Genomic DNA, 20,741 nt, shown 5'->3' with positions numbered 1-20,741 from the left:
ACTTAAAAGAGCTGCCTTGTGTGGGGCAGCTCTTATTTTAAGGTATTTAAAATGCGCAGGCAGCGTTTAATCAATCATATAGCCATGTCTATAAGCTGCCTGCCCGTTCTCGCTTATCACTCACCTGCATTCATAAATACAAAATTGTTATCAAACATATCCAGCTTAATTTTGCTATCCCTATCCACTTTACCGGCAAGGATCTGTTTAGATAGCTCGTTCAGTATTTTCTTTTGTATCACACGTTTTAAAGGGCGTGCACCAAACTGCGGGTCGTAACCCAATTGTGCCAGCCAATCCAGCGCTTCTTCCGATGCTTCTATAGTTACACCCATTTCGGCAAGTGTTTGCTGTACCTGCTTAAATTGCAGCCTCACAATATCAGTTATCTCATCGCGGCTAAGCGGTGTAAACATAATGATCTCGTCGATCCTGTTTAAAAACTCAGGGCGGATAGTTTGCCTTAATAAATTAAACAAGTCGTTTTTTGTCTTAGCTATCACTGCCTCTTTATCCTGCTCATCAAAATTCTGGAAGTTTTCCTGAATAATGTTTGATCCAATATTTGAGGTCATGATTATGATGGTGTTTTTAAAATTCACCACCCTGCCTTTATTATCTGTCAAATGGCCATCGTCCAGTACCTGTAATAATATATTGAATACATCCGGATGGGCTTTTTCAATTTCATCGAGCAAAACTACGCTGTAAGGTTTACGCCTTACGGCCTCGGTAAGCTGGCCGCCTTCATCATAACCCACATATCCCGGAGGGGCGCCTATCAACCTTGATACTGCATGACGCTCCTGATATTCGCTCATATCAATACGCACCATCGAGTTTTCATCATTGAAAAGGTATTCGGCTAAAGCTTTTGCCAATTCGGTTTTACCCACTCCTGTTGTACCCAGGAAGATAAATGAGCCGATAGGTTTACGTTTATCCTGCAACCCTGCCCTGCTCCGGCGGATGGCGTCACTTATCGCTTCTATTGCTTCATCCTGCCCGGCTACCCGTTTGTGCAGCTCTTCTTCAAGGTGTAACAGTTTTTCGCGTTCACTTTGTATCATTTTGCTGACAGGTATACCGGTCCACCGTGATACAACACCAGCAATATCATCCGCAGTAACCTCTTCTTTCAGCATACGGCTATCTTCCTGGTTTTCCTGCAGTGCGGCTTTAAGTTGTTCTACTTCCTTTTGGGTCTGCACAATGGTACCATAGCGTAGTTCGGCTACCTTACCGTAATCCCCTGCGCGTTCGGCCTGTTCCGCTTCAAGTTTATAATTCTCAATCTGCTCAACCTTTTGGTTAATGCCATCTACAAGGTCTTTTTCGCCCTGCCATTTGGCACGTAATGAATCTCGCTGTGATGAAAGGTTCGCTATCTCTTCACTCAACTCAGCTACTTTATGGTCGTCCTTTTCGCGTTTAATAGCCTCGCGCTCAATCTCCAGTTGCATTATACGACGTTCCAGTTCGTCGACAGCTTCCGGTACCGAGTCCATTTCCAGGCGAAGTTTAGAGGCGGCCTCGTCCATCAGGTCAATCGCTTTATCCGGTAAAAACCTGTCAGATATGTAACGTTGCGACATCTCTACCGCGGCAATAATAGCTTCGTCTTTTATACGTACCTTATGGTGAGCTTCGTAACGTTCTTTTAAGCCACGCAGAATAGAAATAGCATCGGCAGCATCGGGCTCGTCAACCATTACTTTTTGGAACCGGCGCTCCAGTGCTTTATCCTTCTCAACATATTTCTGATACTCATTAAGCGTAGTAGCGCCAATAGAACGGAGCTCACCACGGGCAAGTGCCGGTTTAAGAATATTTGCAGCATCCATAGCTCCTTCGCCGCCACCGGCGCCAACAAGCGTATGTATCTCATCAATAAACAGCACTATCTCGCCATCGCTTTGAATAACTTCTTTTACAACGGCTTTCAGGCGCTCCTCAAACTCACCTTTGTACTTAGCACCCGCTATAAGCGCACCCATATCAAGCGAGTAAACCGTTTTACTTTTTAGGCTTTCAGGTACATCACCTTTTATGATACGGAATGCAATACCTTCGGCTATGGCTGTTTTACCTACGCCAGGCTCGCCAACCAGTATAGGGTTATTTTTTGTACGGCGCGATAAGATCTGTATCACACGGCGTATTTCTTCGTCGCGACCAATAACCGGATCCAATTTGCCGCTTTCTGCATACTCGTTTAGGTTACGGGCATATTTGTTAAGGGCGTTGTAAGTAGCTTCGGCATTCTGGTCGGTGACTTTGTTATCGCCACGCAGATCAATTATTGCTTTTTTAAGATCTTTCTCATTAACGCCGGCATCTTTTAATGCGCCTGCGGCTTTGTCGCTACCCGATAGTATGCCAAGCAGTATGTGCTCTACAGACACAAATTCGTCTTTAAACTCTTTTAAATATGATTGTGCCTTTTGTAATGCCGAGTTGGCGTTTGCAGATAAGTAGATGTTACTTCCGCTTACTTTTGGGAATGATGCAATCTGCTCATCCAATATTGTGTTTAACCGGTTAAGGTTAACGTTAAGTTTTTTTAAAAGGTAGCTTATAACGTTTTCATCAACCAGTAATAAACCTTTTAATAAATGCGCCGGCTCTATAGCTTGCTGCTGATTGCCGGTAGCAATTTCAGAAGCTTTTTGTACAGCTTCCTGGGCTTTTATGGTAAAGTTGTTAAAATTCATAGTAATAACTACTGTTCAAAACGTTTGCCATAACAAGTAAACAGGCTATTATGTGATTATTTGACAGGCAAAGCCATTGTTATCAGTCATTTTGTCAACCAAGCTATTCTATTTCAGCTATTTTGCCATTTAATACTAACATAAATATTTATACTTTTGGGTCCCCTTATTAATTGTAAACAAAAGTGGATACGCATTTTTTCACCAAACTTGCACCTAAGTACGTAGAACCTTATCGCAATTATTACACTTATCAAAACCTGCAAAGTGTACGTACCGCGAGTTTGATATTTCTTACGCTCAACATTATTATCAGGATACTTTACCATGTATTTCCTGAAAGCTTAACCAAGGCACAAAATTTTCCGGAGTTTAATTTCATTAACTGGATATTCATAACTGTTACTCCGGTATTTTATCTGGTTAGCCACTTGTTGGTTTTACATATGCGCAAAACAAGGCGCAGCACTGCATTAATGGCATTGTTTGTTTTTGTTTTTTCTTTGTACATCATTGTATGCGGCATGTACTCCAGCTTCATATCTACCTCCGACCCCAGCAACAGCCTTACCCTTTACCTGATAGCTTTAAGTGTTGTAAGTATGATGTTTACTTTTGAGTATTATGAAACGCTGGTACTTATTATCGGGACAGAACTACTTTTTACTATAATGCTTTATCATGCGCAGACCGGCCCGACCGAAATGACGTACAACCAAATGATATCAGCGATTTTACTTTCTGGATTTTATTTAACATCCCGTTATTTTTTCAGCTTTAAGGCCAGCTATTATGGCCAGATCATAGAAATACGTGAGAAAAACGTTGAGATTGAAAAGGCGAACATCTTTAAAAACCAGGTTTTAGGTACAGTAGCGCATGATCTGCGTAACCCAATAGCCGCGGTAGAATCATTAACGATGATGATGGCGATGGATGATATTGACGAAGATACGCAGGAAAATCTGAACATGATGCGCGAATCATGTGTTAAGGCCCGTACCATTATTGATGATCTGCTTGATGCCGCCCGCAACGTAGATAATACGGGGCTGGGAATGCAGCGCACTGAAGTCAGTCGTTTTTTACAGGAAATAATTAATACCTGGAAGATACAACAGGGCGGGAAACAAAGTGTAATACTGATCAGCAATATTCAGTCTGCCTATGCGCTTATCAACTCAGAGAAATTTACAAGAGTGGTAGATAACCTGATCAGCAACGCTTTAAAGTTTTCAAAAGATACGGATAAGGTTGAAGTTCTTCTTAACAGAGATAAAAGGCATGTTATCATTCAAATAAAGGATTATGGCATGGGTATTCCCAATAACATGCTACCTGGCATATTCGAACGTTTTTCTGGCGCGGGGCGTACGGGTTTACGTGGTGAGCAATCTACCGGAATAGGTTTAAGTATTGTTAGGGATATAGTAAACAGCCATAATGGTAAAATAAGCGCACAAAGCAAAGAAGGTGAAGGGAGTGTTTTTAGAGTTTTGCTGCCGGAAGTAGTGTGAGTTGTCTGAACTCGAATTGAAAGAATTTTATATATTAAACAGAATGTATTATTATTGATTTATAGTTATTTAAATAATTTTTTAAGTATTAAGGTAAAATCTTTCCATTTGCATAAATTCTTTTAATTCTTTTAATTCTTTTAATTCAAGTTCAGACAAAAAAATTTTCATTGAAATTCACCAGATATAATTCATTGGTAGCCCGGGTACAGGCGGTATAAAACCATCTTAGAAAATCGGTATTTACCATTTCTTCAGTCAGGTAACCCTGATCAACAAAAACCGCCTCCCATTGCCCTCCCTGCGCTTTGTGGCAGGTTATGGCATAAGCAAATTTCACTTGCAACGCGTTATAATAAGGGTTAAGTTTTAACTCATTATGTTTATCGCGTTTGTTAGGAATATGGTCATAATCTTTCATCGCTTCTAAATAGAAACGTTTCTGGTCTGTAGGCTGTAGTGCGGGGGCATCAGAGTAAAGGGTATCAAGTAATATCTTACAATCCAGTATCGGATCTTCTGCATAGTCTGTAAATTCGAGCTGTACATCGGCAAACCTGAAGCCATACATTTCCTCAAAGCGGCGCACTTTTCTTACCCGCGCTATATCACCGTTAGCAATAAAACCGGTGCTGTTATCCTCCTGGTCTTTAAGCCAGAAATAGTTGTTACGCACTACCATTAATTGGTCGCCGCCGGTAAGTTCTTCTTCGCGCATTAAAATGCGGCCCCTTATCTGCCGGTTATACAGGTTGGCATTTTTGTTACTGCGGCATATTATTAGCGTGCCATCATTACCATACTTATTATAAGCATAATTCAGCCCCTCCTCAAGCAGATCGCTCCGCATACGGTAAACATCTTTGTAACCCTTTGTTACTATGCGCGGCATCAACTGTTTACCTATCCTGATCATATCCCTTACCTTGGTAACATTAAGTAATATACCCGATTCTTTTTGCTGCCTCAAAACATCGGTTAACTCATAACTATGTATATCAAGGCCAAACTGACCCTTCATCAAATTGGCATCTAAAGCGGGGCTATCTTCGGCACCAACAGGAGGTAGCTGTGCTGTATCGCCCACCAGCATAAGTTTGCAATTACGGGTATTATAAACATAATTAACCAGGTCATGCAATAAGGTTTCCCTGTTATTTCCGCTTAACTCATCAGATATCATTGAAGCTTCATCCACAATAAATAAAGTATTGGCGCTCATGTTATCTGCCAGCATAAATGATTCATCAACATTCAATGCTGACTTTTTACGGTAAATGCGTTTATGAATAGTAAATGCCTTGCGTCCCGAATAATTAGTGATAACCTTGGCCGCCCTACCGGTTGGGGCCAGCAATACCGATCTGAAATTATATTTTGGCAAAGCTTTTACCAGGGCGCCTACAATTGTAGTTTTACCAGTACCAGCATAGCCCTTTAAAATAAAGCACTCATCACCATCTTCGCTTATCAGAAATTTGTGCAACTTTAAAAAAAGTTCCTGCTGCTGGGGCGTTGCCTCGTGCGGAAATACCTTACTTATATATTCTGTACCGTACACATTACAAAAATGCTCATAAGTATCTTAATGTATGTAATACAGAAAAAATATTAATTTTGCTTAACTGCATGATCGAAAATACAAACCTTTACACCAGCCACGATTTTAGCTTTAACCAGGCGGATAGTTATACTTTACTGCTACAGCTAAATGCTACAGCTTTTAGCTATGCGGTTATTAATGATAAACAACTTTTGGCCTGGGGTGAAAATTTCAATACTGACGAATTAAAAAATCCTGAAAAGTTAAGCAACATTTTAACCGCCAATTTTAAACTGGTGATTGCGGGATTAAAATCTGACATATTTACTCTATTACCCCGTAGCCTGTACGATAATAGCCGGCTTACTGATGCCGCACGTTTACTTGACGTACAGGAGCATGAGAAAGTAGGCTTCCAGGTAATAGATGATAATAATATAATTGCTTATAAAGCAGATAGGGTTGTAACTCAAATCATTAATGATTTTCATAACCCTGTATTATGCAATGCTGATGCAGGCTGGATTAAAGCCATCGGGTTAAACTATCCCAGTAATAACACATTGTATCTTAATATCAGTAATGAAACTGTTTCGATAGTGAATTACAAATTCAGTAAACTGCGGTTCTATAATACTTTCTCGTTTAAGAATCACGAGGAACTGGCCTATTTTTGCGCCCTTGTCGCCACAGAATTAGAGTTGAAACCTCAAAATGTAAAGCTGCTTATCAGCGGCAAAATCAACTCAACCGATGTTTCTTTTAATTACCTGAAAGATTTTTTTGGGGAGGTAACACTCAATGGCGTTACTGTACTTGATTTACCATCAGACGTAAAGCCTCATCAAATTCTCAATCTTTCTGCTTTGTCGTTATGCGTATCATCGGAGGAAAACTAAAAGGTTTGCGGCTCAATCCGCCAAAAAATTTACCCGTACGCCCTACAACAGACCTTGCTAAAGAGGCTTTATTCAACATTCTGCAAAACCAGATAGAATTTGAAAGCCTTACCGTGCTCGATCTGTTTAGCGGCACAGGCAATATCGCCATGGAATTTGCATCCAGGGGCGCCGAAAAGGTAACCGGTGTTGACCGCAGTGTACATTGTGTGCATTACCTTAAAGATGCGTCCAGGCAGCACGGGTTAACACAGATAGAAGCATTTAAAAGTGATGTGTTCAAATACCTTGCAATAGAAACGTTGCAATACGATCTGATCTTCGCCGACCCGCCGTATGACCTTAACCGTATACCCGAAATACCTAAAATAATATTTGACCGCCAACTGCTTAAACCCGGAGGAGTACTTATAGTTGAGCACCAGAGCATGCAAAACCTTAGCAATCACCCGGCATTTACAGAGCAACGCAAATACGGGCATTCTTCATTTTCATTTTTTCAATATCATAATGAGCCACCACATTCGTAACCTGCAAACCACGGTGCTTTCTGATAACTGGTATGTGCTTAAGAAAGCCAGCTACGAGCTTTTGGGCAAAAACGGCGAATGGCTTGCACAGCAACGCGAAGCTTATGACCGGGGTAATGGTTCGGTAATATTACTTTATAACGCTGAAGCAAAAAATGTGGTGCTTACCAGGCAGTTCAGGCTGCCTACATATTTAAACGGAAATGCCGACAGCTACTTAATTGAAGCCTGTGCAGGCTTACTGGATAAAGACAGCCCTGAAGATTGTATACGTAAGGAAACTGAAGAAGAAACCGGTTACAGGATAGGAACTGTGCAAAAGGTTTTTGAAGCTTATATGTCGCCGGGGTCTGTTACCGAGATACTTTATTTTTTTGTTGCCCCATACACTAATGATATGAAGGTTGGCAACGGTGGTGGATTGGAAGAAGAAACAGAAAATATTGAAGTGCTGGAATTACCGTTTGCCGAGGCACTAACAATGATCAGAACAGGGGAAATAAAAGATGCCAAGACTATCATGCTGTTGCAGTATGCACAAATTAATAATTTGCTTGCGGTTGAATAATAACTAATTTTGATAAGCCAATAACTCGTAACACATGAAAATAGCCCTGTTCCCCGGTTCGTTTGATCCTGTTACAAAGGCCCACGTAGATATTGTAAAACGCTCGGTAAACCTTTTTGATAAATTTTATATAGGTATAGGGGTAAACAGTACTAAACAGGGGCTTTTGCCTGTAAGTAAACGCGAAGAAATGCTCAGGGCTGTATTTGCGTATGATGAGCGTATACATGTAATTGCTTATGAAGGGTTAACCGTTGATTTTTGCCGCAGTATTGGCGCCGATTACATGATAAGGGGTATACGTACCGTAAGCGATTTTGAATATGAGAAAGCAATAGCACAGATGAACCACGCCCTTGAACCTAACATCGAGAGCATATTCATTGTAAGTAAGCCAGGCTACTCATCAATCAGTTCAAGCATCGTTCGCGAAATTATCAGGTATAATGGAGATGTTGCCCAGTTTATTCCGAAAGAGGCGATTCCGTTCCTTTAATTAATCCCTGCTTATCCAGCACATCTAATATTGACGGAAAAGTATTTTGCGTTATAGCAGGTATATCTTGTTTTTTAAACCAGCGTACATCTGTTATACCTTCTTCTAACTGCGGGATAAGTTTACACTTACCTTTAAAGCGCATTTTATACCAATGCGTTTTCTTAAGCACAACTTCACCCTTGTAAATATAAGTGTGATAGGTTTTACAAATTTTTTCTTCCAGTTTGTTTACTTTGATGCCGCATTCTTCCTCTACCTCACGCACTGCTGCTACCTTTTTTTTCTCCTTTTTTTCAATTTTACCTTTTGGCAGGTCCCACTTATCATTGCGATATATAAAAAGATAGTCGCCGTCCTGATTAATAACTAAACCACCGGCAGCCTCAATCAGCACATTTTTTTTTATAAGCCTTTTCATAAAGGCTTTGGCATCATCACAAAGCACATAAAAAAAATTGTTTTTCTGTGTTTGTGCCCAATGATAAATAACTTTAAGATCAAAGTGCTCAGCATCAATTTGTTGATAGCTTACTGATGTGTCAGGTGATTTCCCTGTTACCAAAATCACTTTTTCGTTAATATAAATTCTGTATTTTTGAGCCATGTATACTAATAGTGAAACCGAGCAGCAAGTTGCCGAATTTCTGCTGCAAATTAAAGCAATAAAATTACAACCTAATAATCCATTTACATGGGCTTCGGGTTGGAAATCACCAATCTATTGTGATAATCGGGTAACACTATCCTACCCACCAATCCGCACTTATATCAGGCAAAAGTTATCATCAGCCATACAGGAAGCCTTTGGTTCAGTTGGTTGCATTGCCGGCGTTGCAACAGCGGGCATTCCGCAAGGTGCCTTGGTAGCGCAGGAACTGGGCTTGCCATTTATTTACGTACGGGCCAAAGCTAAAGAACATGGAAGAGGGAATTTAATTGAAGGAGAAATAGCACCCGGGCAGCGTGTTGTGGTTATTGAAGATCTGATATCAACAGGTAAAAGCAGCTTGCAGGCAGTAGATGCCCTTCGTGAGGCAGGATATACTGTTGCCGGCTTGGCTGCCATATTCAGTTACGGTTTTGATGTGGCTGAAGAAAATTTTAAAAATGCGAAATGTCCTTACTTTACACTTTCAAACTATGATGCGCTGATTAAATATGCTGAAGAAAAACAGTATATAACCTCTGCCGATACGGAGATTTTAAGAAAATGGCGTTTACAACCCTCTACCTGGGGACAATAATAATTTTGTGAGCACTTTTGAAAGTACAGTAACTATAAACGCAGCGCCTGATAAGATTTACAATTTTCTGGCAGATATGAATAATCATCGGATACTGATGCCTGATAATATCACAAACTGGGCATCAACTACCGATACTGCAACCTTTACTATACCAAACATTACAACACTTTCTCTAAGAATCAACGAGCGGGTGACTAACACGCTTATCAGAATTATACCGGAAGAAAAGCCACCTTTCGAGATGGAGTTGAATTGGCAATTAAGCTATAACAATGAATTTACAACAATATCATTTTCAGTTACTGCCAATCTGAACATGTTTATGAAAATGATGTCAAGCACGCCTTTACAAAAGCTTGTTAACGACGAAACGGCTAACTTAATTAAAGCATTAAGTTAGCCGTTTACTTCATTACGCGTCGTGTCTCCGACCGTCTTCTACTCTGTTATAAACCATCATAGTGTTTACAATTAACAGAACGATAATAGTTACAGCAATAGCCATGATTAATTAAAGGGGGTTTTACGGGGTTTATAATTAGTTCTCTTCTCTTATACGGAACAAATTGGTCAAATGTTGTTCCATAACGCTAAAAATATACATTAATCGTAAAAAACAAACCTTTTGCTACCTTTTTTTTATAATATTTTTATTTCTTGAGGTGGCGGCTCCACAATGACTGGGAAAAACATACGCAATATCACCACATTTTCCTCAAAGCTGTGGAAACGCGGTACCTGGCTTCATTAAATTAACTATTTAGCTTACCTTTGCCGCAAATAATTTCAGCATGATTACGGTATCAAATTTATCTCTTCGTTACGGCAAGCGTACTCTTTTTGAGGATGTAAACTTAAAATTTACCCAGGGCAACTGTTATGGTATAATCGGCGCGAATGGTGCTGGTAAGTCAACCTTTCTGAAAATATTGTCTGGCGAGGTTGATGCAACCAGTGGCTCGGTAAGCTTTACACCAGGCGAACGAATGGCTGTTTTAAGTCAAAACCACTATGCTTTTGACGACTACACAGTTATAGAGACCGTAATGATGGGGCATAAAGAAATGTATGCTGTTATGAAAGAAAAAGATGCCATCTACCTTAAGGAAGATTTTACAGATGTTGACGGCGAACGTGCAGGTGAACTTGAAAACCTGTTTGCTGAAATGGATGGCTGGAATGCAGAAAGCAACGCTGCTACCTTGTTAAGCAACCTGGGTATTAAAGAAGATTTTCATTATAAATTACTAAAAGAGCTTGATAATACTCAAAAAGTACGCGTATTATTGGCACAGGCTTTATTTGGCAAACCGGACATACTGATACTGGATGAGCCTACCAACGACCTGGATATACACACCATTAGCTGGCTGGAAGACTTCTTAGCTTCTTACGAAGCGATTGTATTGGTTGTATCGCACGACAGGCACTTTTTAGACATTGTTTGTACGCATATCGTGGATATCGATTTTGGTAAGATGACTATCTATACCGGTAACTATACATTCTGGTATGAATCGAGCCAGCTTGCCCTTAAACAACGTGCCGAACAAAATAAAAAGGCCGAGGATAAAGTTAAGGAGCTGCAGGAATTCATTCGCCGCTTTAGCGCCAATGCATCCAAATCCAAACAGGCAACAAGCCGTAAAAAAGCGCTTGATAAAATTAATCTGGACGAGATACAGCCTTCAAACCGTAAATATCCGGGTATAATATTTAATAATCAGGGCCGCGACATCGGCGACCAGGTATTACAAACAGAAAACCTTGGGAAAACGCTTAATGGTGAAGTGCTTTTTGCTAATGTTAGCCTTATGGTTAACAAAGGGGATAAAATAGCTGTATTATCGCAAAACAGCCTTGCAACATCTGCTTTTTATGATGTACTAACAGGTCGTGATAGTGATTATACAGGAAGCTTTAAATGGGGCGTAACTGTTAACCTGGGCGATATACCTATTGACAGTGCTGCTTACTTTGAAGGCAAGGATGATAACCTGATCGATTGGCTGCGTGAGTTTTCACCGGGCGAGAAAGATGATCAGTTTATCCGGGGATTTCTTGGCCGTATGTTGTTCAGTGGCGAAGAAGTTCTAAAAAAATGCAATGTATTATCTGGTGGCGAAAAAATGCGTTGCATGTTTAGCCGTATGATGCTGCAATCTGCCAATATGCTATTGTTTGACGAACCTACCAACCACCTTGACCTTGAGTCGATCACTGCGCTGAATAATGGGATGAGGGATTTCAGGGGTAATATTATTTTTACCTCACGCGACCATGAGTTGGTGCAAACAGTTGCCAACCGTATTATTGAAATTACACCAGGTGGTGTTATCGACAAACTCATGAGCTATGATGAATACATTAACAGCGAAGCAGTACAAAAACAACGGGAAGAAATGTACGCGCTTGCGTAACCTTTTATACTAATTAAACGTCTTGCCGGTATGAAAAGCTTATTTCTGATAGGATATTTTGTTATTACAGCTTTTTGTACAAAGGCACAAACACTAACAGGAGTTGTTATTGATGCAAAGACTGCCAAACCCCTACCCTATGTTAATATTGGTATAATAGGCAAAAGCGTTGGTACGGTTACTGCCGAAAACGGCACGTATAAATTAGATCTGAGTAATCATCCGGCAGATAGTTTGCGTATATCAATGGTTGGTTATATCAGCCAGGCATTTAAAATAGCTGATATTGATGTAAATGCTGCAAAAACTATTTCATTGCAGCCATCGCTTACTCAGTTAAAAGAAGTAAGGGTAAGTAACCATAAGTGGAAACAAGTAATTCTGGGAAATACCACCCGTTCTAAAGGTACTAATGCCGGCTTCACATCCGGACGGTTGGGTAACGAAATTGGGGCGGTTATAAAAATAAAAAAGTCGCCCACCTATCTTAAACGCTTTAATGCCTCGCTGGCTTCTGAAATAGTAGTAGACTCTATAATGATGCGGCTTAATTTTTATACCGTTAAAGGCGGCCTCCCGGATCAACTGTTACAGAACCAGAATATTTTTGTCACTGTAAAAAAAGGTCAGGACTTGATAAGCATTGACCTGGAACCCTATAATATAATTGTTGAAGACAAGTTTTTTGTAAGCCTTGAATGGATAAAGCAAAGCCGCAGTCAGGGTATTATGTTTTCTGCAAGTTTATTTAGCGGTGCCATCATAGCGAGAGAAACCAGCCAGGCAAAGTGGGAAAAAGAAGGTATAGCAGGCCTCGGTTTCAATGTCCTGGCAGAGTATTAAAGTTTTCTCATCATATAATACATTCATTAAGGCGATAATATAGTTATCAACATGTATTGCTAATTAACTATAAATAAGTAACTTAGTTATACACCAACCAATTATCACCATGAATGCATTAGCAATTGTAAGCACAGTTTTAATGGCTGCGGCTGTCATTTCTATTTTAACTGTAGTTTTTTCGGGCTTACTTAAAAGCATCAGAAAACATTAAGTGCTGATTTGCATACTGATAAAAAATCTTTCTTAGCCATAGTTATGCCCTTTTAGCAACGGGTAAATTAAATTGAACAAAATTCACTTTTTTGCCTATTGATTGTATATTTGCAACCCTGTTACGTAATTGTCCCGACTCCGTAGCTCAGTTGGTAGAGCAACAGACTCTTAATCTGTGGGTCCTGAGTTCGAGCCTCAGCGGGGTCACAAACAAAAGCTCCTTGGATATTTTCTAAGGAGCTTTTTTGTTTACTCAAGAGATTATAGTTAATCTATTTTCAAAACTCATGATCCTTGTATTCTTTTGCCGGCTTAACGATCATTAATGCTATTGGCACCAAATCGTTATTTAAGTCAATCCAGGAGTCTTTATCTTATCTGGGTCATTTAAAAACAAATATATTTTATTGATTATTGCTATGTTTGAAGATGGTGCCATGTTGCTGGTGATGCCGCATTAATTACCTTAGTCACCCAACTGAAAAGCTTTAGTATAAGTCAAGATGGATAATTCAAGAGTTTATAAAATGTCCTTTGCAAGCGTTTATCCGCATTATATCAATAAAGTAGAGAAGAAAGGGCGTACAAAACAAGAACTGGACGAGGTGATATTTTGGTTAACAGGATATGACGCACAAACCTTGCAACAACATATTGACAATAAGACCAATTTTGAAGATTTTTTTGAACAGGCGCCACAATTGAACCCTAATGTCACTAAGATAACAGGTGTAATTTGCGGCTATCGTGTTGAACAGATTGAAGATAAACTTATGCAAAAAGTAAGGTATTTAGATAAATTGGTTGATGAACTGGCTAAAGGAAAGGCAATGGATAAGATCCTAAGAAAATAGGTGTTTGGTTAAAGAAACCATCAGCAATCCATCCTCATTTACAAGAAATTTAACAATTCTTATATGATAAAAACTAAACTCTTGATAACCTTATGCGGGTTTATCGGAATGTTTACTATTACAAATGCTACTGATACACCAAAACCTAAAAAGGTGGTTTCGAAAGACCCGGTGGATTATGTAAATCCTTATATTGGTAATATAAGCCACATGCTTGTACCTACCTACCCCACAACGCATTTGCCAAACAGCATGATGCGCGTTTTTCCGGTACGGGATAATTACACAACTAACTACCTGGGTGGCTTGCCACTGATCGTTACCCATCATCGTTCCGAATCAGGATTCAATTTTTATCCGTCACAGGGAAATGAAAGCAAGATCACACCGCAACAAAATTTAAGCTACGATCAGGAAAAGGTTACACCTTACCGCTACCAGGTTTATTTGGACGAATTGAATGTAGCTATTGATTTCGCGCCATCGCACCAAAGTGCGGTTTACCAGATATCTTTCGAAAAAAAGGGTTCACCATACCTGGTATTCAACTGTGAACGTGGCCAGATACAAGCACACGGAAACATCATTAGCGGCTATAAAGAATTAGGCAATAAAACAAGGGTTTATATTTATGCGGTGACAGATGTTGCTCCCGCTAAGGCTGGTGTGCCCGGCAGCACAGGCGTTGATTGGAGTATCGAATCTGGTACGGCTATCGCCCTGAAATATCCGGACGGAACAAAAAATATAGGCATGCGTTACGGCGTATCATTTATAAGCATCGATCAGGCAAAAAACAACCTTGAACGGGAGATTAAAAACTATGGTGTAAATGCAGTAGCTACAGCTGGCCGTAAAATATGGAATGATGCGTTAGGCAAGATCGCTGTATCGGGTGCCTCTGATAAGGAGACTACGGTGTTCTATACTTCGCTTTACCGCACTTATGAACGGCCTGTTTGCATTAGTGAGGACGGGCGATATTTTAGCGCGTCAGATGGTAAAGTACATAATGACGGGGGCCATCCGTTCTTTACAGACGACTGGCTTTGGGACACCTACCGTGCCGCTCATCCCCTACGCATTTTGATCAACAGAAATGTTGAAAATAATATTCTTCGTTCTTACATATTAATGGCCCAGCAAACCGGCCAAAACTGGATGCCGACATTTCCGGGCGTTAGCGGTGATGAGAGGGGCATGAACTCCAACCACGGTATAGCCAGCATTGCCGATGCATGGAACAAAGGGCTGAGAGGTTTTGACTTGGCCAAAGCTTACGAGGTAAGTAAAGGTGCGATAGAAGATAAGTCGCTTATCCCCTGGTCGCATGCTGTTCCTGCTGGCGAGCTGGACAAGTTTTATAAAGAATATGGATATTTTCCGGCATTGAAACCTGGTGATACAGAAACTGTGGCACATGTAAGCCGCTGGGAAAAACGTCAGCCCATTGCGGTAACTCTCGGGACATCGTTTGACGAATGGTGCCTGTCGCAAATTGCTTTTGATTTAGGTAAAACAGATGAAGCCAAACACTATCTGCGCGCTTCGTATAACTATCGTAATGTATTTAATCCTAAAACAGGCTTTTTTCATCCAAAAGATAAAGACGGAAATTTTATTGAACCGCTGGATTACCGTACATCAGGCGGCCCGGGTGCCCGTGATTATTACGATGAAAACAATGGCTATATTTACCGATGGGACGTACAGCATAACATAGGCGACCTGGTGTCGTTGATTGGTGGAAAAGAAAAATTTGTAGCTGCGCTTGAGGACATGTTTAACGAGCCTTATCCAATGGCAAGATGGAGCTTTTATAATATTTTACCGGATCATACGGGAAACGTGGGCATGTTTTCAATGGCTAATGAGCCAAGCTTTCACATCCCTTATTTGTACAACTATGCCGGCGCACCGTGGCGCACACAAAAACGCATAAGATCGTTGCTGGACCAATGGTACCGTAATGATCTGATGGGTGTACCTGGCGACGAAGATGGCGGTGGGATGACTGCGTTTGTTGTATTCAGCCAGATGGGCTTTTACCCGGTTACACCTGGATCCCCTACCTACAACATCGGCAGCCCTTGCTTTCCATACATGAAAATGAATTTAGGGAACGGTAAGTTTTTTGAGATTAAAGCAGTAAACGCTTCATTCAACAATAAGTATATACAATCGGCAAAGCTGAACGGAAAAGTATGGAATAAGCCCTGGTTCAACCATAGTGATATCATAAATGGCGGTGTACTTGAATTGGTGATGGGGCCTTTTGCAAATAAAAGCTGGGGAGTAAATTCGCCACCACCATCTGCAGCGCCTATGCCTTAAGCCGTTACTTTTTTGCAAATGATATAAAAAAACAAAAGCCTTTCCGTAAAGAAAGGCTTTTGTAATTCAAGTAAAAGCTATTTAGTTTTCTTTAACAACATGAAAGCTAAAGTTGGCAGCAGTATTACCTGTAAAATATATAACATATATTTTACCTGCTTCAAGCGAAGTTGGGATATTCAAACCAATGGTTGATGAACCTGATGTATACAGTTTAAAAGATGCATTAGCATCAACCTCTTTATACGCAGACGCTGTTCTGTAGGCAAGATCGGTAAATATCTTTTCGCCGTTAGCTATAGCCAGGTCTATTTTAGACGCAGCTGCTGAACTTAAATGTACAAAGCGTACTTTGGCTTTGCCAGATGCAGGTGCCGACATATCTTCTTCGGTAACAAAAGATGTTTTTGAGCTTCCATCGGCAGTGTAGTATACAGTGTAGTATTTACCAATGTCTAAAGATAAATCAAATGAGGTGTTTACATCGGTTGATCCTGAATTATGGAAAGTTGCTTTTCTGTCGCCCGTGCGAACCTCAGTAAAATCTGAGTTTTCTGCATACGCAACGGCAGAGCTTGTCACTTTGGTATCATCAACATACAGGTCTTGCGAAGCAGATCCCTCAACTGTATTAACAACCCTCACATGGGCATCGCCAAAAACACCATTGTTATCATCATCTTTACTGCATGAGCTTAATGATGCTGCAGTGATTAAAATAAGACCGGCTGATAAGGTAAGGTTTTTCAGTGAATTAAAAATTTTCATAAGACAAGTAGTGTTTAATTTCAAATGACCTTGCAATGTCAAACACCATACCAAAGGAATTATTTTCATTTTATCAGCTACCTGTAACAGCAATAAATGGGGCGTATGTGCTTAAACACAAGGGTTGTAATAAAATCAAAACAATTTGATTAATTATTCAACTCGTCATGCAAAAACTTTAAATTTTAGTAACTGACCGTTATATCAGACAATAAGTTTATTTACTTAATGGCAACCAAACCTGCATGTTTGATTTACCCCGGTTGGCCCACGAGTAATATGGGATAGCAGTTAACACCGAGTTATCCCGCATATTTGTTTTAAGTTCAACTATACCTCCAAGTACATCTTTTCTATACGCTGATGTAAAAACTGAGTTTTTCGAAACAACGATATCGGTCGGGTTATTTATCTCAGCTGATTGTTCTACACAATACACTAACGGCCCGCGTTGCAGTGCCACTTTACCTTGATTAGCCTTTACACTATCTATAGCCTGTATTTTACGCACTGGCATAGGCAGATCAACGGTTATCTTATCGTTGCTTGTCCAGTAATTATTAACTACTGCATAACCGTTATTCAATTCGTACTTTACCGGTTTGCCATTTAGTTTAATTGTAAATTCACTGTTATCAGCATCAATATATTTATAAGTATTGCCCGGTACAGGCTTATTTACTGCCCAGCCCGGAATACGTACATATAGCGGGAATTTACTTTTAGTATCAGGCGAAACCATGATCTCTATCTTCCCATCCCACGGGTAATTAGTTTGCTGGCTTATTTTTACGTTTCCTTGCTTTAACTTAATATTAGTATTACTGCCAATAAACAAGTTTACCCAAACCGCATTGTCTGCAGAAGCATAAATGTAATTACCCAGCGATTCTACCAGCCTTGCTATGTTAGATGGACAACAGGCGGTGCCGAACCACTCGCTTCGGCTGTTATTTCCTGATGAGGCCAAGGGGTTACCGTAAAAGAAGCGATCGCCGCTAAGCGAGAGGCCGTCTAAGGCGCCATTATAAAGGCTGCGCTCAAGCACATCAATATATTTGGCATTGCCTGTAAGCAGGTTCATGCGTTCGTTCCACAAAACCATCCCTACTGATGCGCAGGTTTCACAGTAAGCATCGGCATTTGGCAGGTCATAATCTACACTAAACCCCTCGTTACTGCCAGAGGAACCAATACCACCTGTGATATACATATTACGGTACACCACATCCTCCCAAACATTGTTCATGGCCGTCATATAACCGGCATCGCTTTTTGCAGCCCCTACATCTGCAGCGCCGGTGTATAAATACATAGCGCGAACCGCATGGCCCTCTATCTGTTTCTGATCTTTAACCGGTACATCATCCTGTGCATATTTAACACCCATATCTTTTCTATCCCAAATCATGCCTTTACCGTAACCGTGCCCGCGCTGTTGTAAATACCAGTCGGCCAGATTAAGGTATTTGCTTTGGCCGGTAGCATGATAAAGTTTCACTAAAGCCAGTTCAATCTCTTCATGACCAGATACCCAATGCCTGTTCTGCAAACGGAAAGTGCTATCAATATTATCTGCAACACGGATGGCAACATCAAGCAGTTTACGTTTGCCCGTTGTATTGTAATAGGCTACAGCCGCCTCAATTAAATGGCCGGCATTATAGTCCTCATGCTTTTCCATGTCCGTCCACTTACCTTCAAATTTTCTGAGGGTATAGTAAGTATTAAGGTATCCGTCAGGTTGCTGGGCTGCTGCAATTTTATCTATCCACTCATCAGCCTTGGCTTCCAGTTTGTCATCCGGATGATTTTTCAACGAATATGCAATAGCTTCGAGCGCTTTATAAACATCAGAGTCATCATAGTAAATACCTTCATGCTTTTCGCCTTGCTTACGCGCAACCTTTTCAAAATTACGGATACGCGGTGTTTTCACTTCAGTTTGTTCAACACATACCGGTATTGTAACATTGCTTACTGTTTTAATACGTGGCGCCCAAAAGTTATCGGTTATAATAACTTTAGAGAAGCTAACCGGCTGCATCTTAGAAATTGACTGAGCCGCTAACTGCTTACTGCTAATAGCAATAAAAGCAACGAAAAGAAAATGTTTTTTTGACAGAAGCATATAAGTGTGATTTAGACAGATAACTGGTATTCCAAATATATGTCTTCGACATCAAAAAACCGTAGTGAGCCTATAAAAGTTACTCAATAAAGCAATTAATGATTGGTCGTAAGCATCATATCAGTTTATGGCTATACGTCGCTGTAACTCATCACGTATCTGCGCGCACTGTTCGTAAAGTTCTGATTTTATTTTTTCCTGTAATAGCTGTTGTAGTTGCTGTGTGGTATAACTAACATAAGCTAAACTGGCGGTATTAAGTTGAGTTAATGGCACAAGCGCACCATCGTTGCTGTAAAAGCCAAATTCGGGTGTCATAGTATTAAATTAAAGGTAATGTAAGATAACATTTTGCGTGGATATTGCATCAACAGTAACTCAAAAATTACTTAGTTTATTTATGCTGCTAACTATTAAGCGGCTTTTGTTACACTTGCAAAAAAAATGATAATGACTAAACCTGTACAATCTATTTACAGCCTTCATTTTGCATTGGTTTGTCTCAGTTCATTCCTGTTTTCGTGCAGTTTTAACATGCTGATACCAGAGCTTCCAGCCTACCTCACGAGTTTAGGCGGCGCAGAGCATAAGGGGCTAATCATAGCATTGTTCACCCTGACAGCAGGCATATCACGTCCATTTAGCGGCCGGCTGACAGATACAATTGGCCGGGTACCTGTTATGGCAGTAGGGTCAATAGTTTGTTTTGTATGCGGTTTTTTATATCCGGTATTGGGAACTGTATCAGGGTTTTTATTTTTACGCCTTTTACATGGGTTTTCTACCGGTTTTAAACCCACAGCCACAGCCGCTTATGTAGCAGATATAATTCCACGCGAACGCTGGGGCGAAGCGCTGGGTTTCCATGGCTTATGTTTTAGTACCGGCCTTGCTGTCGGGCCAGCAATAGGGAGTACAATACGGCTCGCATTTTCGCTTGATGCCCTGTTTTATACTTCATCGTTTTTTGCACTCATGTCCATCATCATTTTGATGAACATGAAAGAGACTTTACAACACAAGCTGCCGCTTAACATCAATGCCTTTAAAATATCACGTAAAGATATTATAGCCATAGAGGTATTACCCGCAGCTATAACTACACTGCTTTCATACATAGCTTATGGCGCCATATTAACTGTAATACCCGATTGGAGCCAGCATCTTGGTATAGTAAACAAGGGACTGTTTTTCATGGTTTTTACCGTAGCCTCACTCCTGATAAGGTTTGTTGCAGGCAAGGCCTCGGATAAATATGGCCGAGTAAGTGTTATCAAAACCGGGTTGATATTACTTGTATTTGCACTGGTTGTTGTTGGTTATGCACGGTCAATAATAGGTTTAATAACCGGAGGCATAATTTACGGGATTGCTACAGGTATATTGTCCCCTGCCTTAAACGCATGGACTGTAGATTTGAGCGAACCAGGGCACCGGGGCAAAGCAATGGCGACTATGTATATTGCACTGGAGGCAGGTATTGGGTTGGGCGCATTATTTTCTGGATGGTATTACCAGGATGTATTAACTACTGTTCCGGTGATAATGTACAGCACTGCCGGAATCACTATTTTAGCTCTAATATTTATGAGCCTTCAGTATAACAGAAAACAAAAAAAATCCCGCCCGATACTTATCGAAAGCGAGAGTTGAGGCTT

Annotated in this window: 18 protein-coding genes and 1 tRNA gene; 13 read left to right on the top strand and 6 right to left on the bottom strand. The window is 40.5% G+C overall.

The genetic code is table 11. The annotated features are described in order from the left end of the window. Nucleotides 1-116: 116 nt before the first annotated feature. Complete coding sequence (clpB, locus tag ACFQZX_RS08600; RefSeq protein ID WP_377113819.1) at nt 117-2,714, bottom strand: ATP-dependent chaperone ClpB; 2,598 nt, start codon at nt 2,712-2,714, stop codon at nt 117-119. A 185-nt stretch (nt 2,715-2,899) separates the two neighbouring features. On the opposite strand from clpB, the gene ACFQZX_RS08595 reads away from it, so the two are divergent. After that, on the top strand, nt 2,900-4,231 hold the full coding sequence (locus ACFQZX_RS08595; RefSeq protein WP_377113817.1) for a sensor histidine kinase: 1,332 nt from the start codon (nt 2,900-2,902) through the stop codon (nt 4,229-4,231). A 151-nt stretch (nt 4,232-4,382) separates the two neighbouring features. Here ACFQZX_RS08595 and ACFQZX_RS08590 read toward each other — a convergent pair whose 3' ends face one another. Continuing rightward, on the bottom strand, nt 4,383-5,792 hold the full coding sequence (locus ACFQZX_RS08590) for an ATP-dependent DNA helicase (RefSeq protein ID WP_377113815.1): 1,410 nt from the start codon (nt 5,790-5,792) through the stop codon (nt 4,383-4,385). Nucleotides 5,793-5,860: 68 nt separating this feature from the next. On the opposite strand from ACFQZX_RS08590, the gene ACFQZX_RS08585 reads away from it, so the two are divergent. From ACFQZX_RS08585 to coaD, 4 genes are read left to right on the top strand one after another with little or no spacing between them, the layout of a single operon-like run. Then, entirely contained in the window at nt 5,861-6,673 is an 813-nt protein-coding gene (locus tag ACFQZX_RS08585) for a DUF3822 family protein (protein ID WP_377113812.1), read from the top strand. After that, nucleotides 6,649-7,203: a 16S rRNA (guanine(966)-N(2))-methyltransferase RsmD gene (rsmD, locus tag ACFQZX_RS08580; protein WP_377113810.1), complete on the top strand. Its 555-nt coding sequence runs from the start codon at nt 6,649-6,651 to the stop codon at nt 7,201-7,203. Before ACFQZX_RS08585 ends, rsmD begins: the two co-directional genes overlap by 25 nt. Next, complete coding sequence (gene nudK / locus ACFQZX_RS08575; protein ID WP_377113807.1) at nt 7,184-7,771, top strand: GDP-mannose pyrophosphatase NudK; 588 nt, start codon at nt 7,184-7,186, stop codon at nt 7,769-7,771. The genes rsmD and nudK overlap by 20 nt, the downstream gene beginning before the upstream one ends. Nucleotides 7,772-7,805: 34 nt before the next feature. Continuing rightward, nucleotides 7,806-8,267, top strand: coding sequence for a pantetheine-phosphate adenylyltransferase (gene coaD / locus ACFQZX_RS08570; RefSeq protein WP_377113805.1), 462 nt, complete (start codon nt 7,806-7,808; stop codon nt 8,265-8,267). Here coaD and ACFQZX_RS08565 read toward each other — a convergent pair. Next, the gene (locus ACFQZX_RS08565; protein ID WP_377113803.1) at nt 8,236-8,874 is read right to left on the bottom strand and encodes an NUDIX hydrolase; all 639 of its coding nucleotides are present in this window, start codon (nt 8,872-8,874) and stop codon (nt 8,236-8,238) included. The genes coaD and ACFQZX_RS08565 overlap by 32 nt on opposite strands. Here ACFQZX_RS08565 and pyrE point away from each other — a divergent pair. From pyrE to ACFQZX_RS08530, 7 genes are all read left to right on the top strand, one after another. After that, nucleotides 8,873-9,514, top strand: coding sequence for an orotate phosphoribosyltransferase (gene pyrE, locus ACFQZX_RS08560; RefSeq protein ID WP_377113801.1), 642 nt, complete (start codon nt 8,873-8,875; stop codon nt 9,512-9,514). The genes ACFQZX_RS08565 and pyrE overlap by 2 nt on opposite strands. A gap of 7 nt (nt 9,515-9,521) precedes the next feature. Then, the gene (locus ACFQZX_RS08555) at nt 9,522-9,917 is read left to right on the top strand and encodes an SRPBCC family protein (protein WP_377113799.1); all 396 of its coding nucleotides are present in this window, start codon (nt 9,522-9,524) and stop codon (nt 9,915-9,917) included. Between the two features lie 391 nt (nt 9,918-10,308). Then, nucleotides 10,309-11,937 (top strand): ABC-F family ATP-binding cassette domain-containing protein, encoded by a 1,629-nt coding sequence (locus tag ACFQZX_RS08550; RefSeq protein ID WP_377113797.1) that lies wholly within the window; start codon nt 10,309-10,311, stop codon nt 11,935-11,937. 30 nt (nt 11,938-11,967) lie between these two features. Beyond that, complete coding sequence (locus ACFQZX_RS08545) at nt 11,968-12,780, top strand: carboxypeptidase-like regulatory domain-containing protein (protein WP_377113795.1); 813 nt, start codon at nt 11,968-11,970, stop codon at nt 12,778-12,780. A 350-nt stretch (nt 12,781-13,130) separates the two neighbouring features. After that, nucleotides 13,131-13,203 (top strand) — tRNA-Lys (locus ACFQZX_RS08540). A 296-nt stretch (nt 13,204-13,499) separates the two neighbouring features. Next, complete coding sequence (locus tag ACFQZX_RS08535) at nt 13,500-13,850, top strand: DUF2200 domain-containing protein (protein WP_377113793.1); 351 nt, start codon at nt 13,500-13,502, stop codon at nt 13,848-13,850. Between the two features lie 63 nt (nt 13,851-13,913). Further along, nucleotides 13,914-16,184 (top strand): GH92 family glycosyl hydrolase, encoded by a 2,271-nt coding sequence (locus ACFQZX_RS08530; RefSeq protein WP_377113790.1) that lies wholly within the window; start codon nt 13,914-13,916, stop codon nt 16,182-16,184. A gap of 81 nt (nt 16,185-16,265) precedes the next feature. Here the strand turns inward: ACFQZX_RS08530 and ACFQZX_RS08525 are convergent, their stop codons facing one another. From ACFQZX_RS08525 to ACFQZX_RS08515, 3 genes are all read right to left on the bottom strand, one after another. Then, nucleotides 16,266-16,952 carry a DUF4397 domain-containing protein gene (locus ACFQZX_RS08525; protein WP_377113787.1) on the bottom strand — a complete coding sequence of 229 codons (687 nt, stop codon included), beginning with the start codon at nt 16,950-16,952 and terminating at the stop codon, nt 16,266-16,268. A 217-nt stretch (nt 16,953-17,169) separates the two neighbouring features. Then, a complete protein-coding gene (locus tag ACFQZX_RS08520) occupies nt 17,170-19,083 on the bottom strand; it encodes a glycoside hydrolase family 127 protein (RefSeq protein WP_377113785.1) in 1,914 nt (637 codons plus the stop codon). Between the two features lie 120 nt (nt 19,084-19,203). Then, nucleotides 19,204-19,401 (bottom strand): hypothetical protein, encoded by a 198-nt coding sequence (locus tag ACFQZX_RS08515; RefSeq protein ID WP_377113783.1) that lies wholly within the window; start codon nt 19,399-19,401, stop codon nt 19,204-19,206. Between the two features lie 132 nt (nt 19,402-19,533). Here ACFQZX_RS08515 and ACFQZX_RS08510 point away from each other — a divergent pair, with 132 nt between their 5' ends. Continuing rightward, on the top strand, nt 19,534-20,736 hold the full coding sequence (locus tag ACFQZX_RS08510) for an MFS transporter (RefSeq protein ID WP_377113781.1): 1,203 nt from the start codon (nt 19,534-19,536) through the stop codon (nt 20,734-20,736). Nucleotides 20,737-20,741 lie beyond the last annotated feature (5 nt).

Origin of the sequence: Mucilaginibacter litoreus (assembly GCF_042676805.1) — a bacterium.
GTDB lineage: Bacteria > Bacteroidota > Bacteroidia > Sphingobacteriales > Sphingobacteriaceae > Mucilaginibacter > Mucilaginibacter litoreus.
This window is presented reverse-complemented; position numbering and strand designations above follow the sequence as displayed.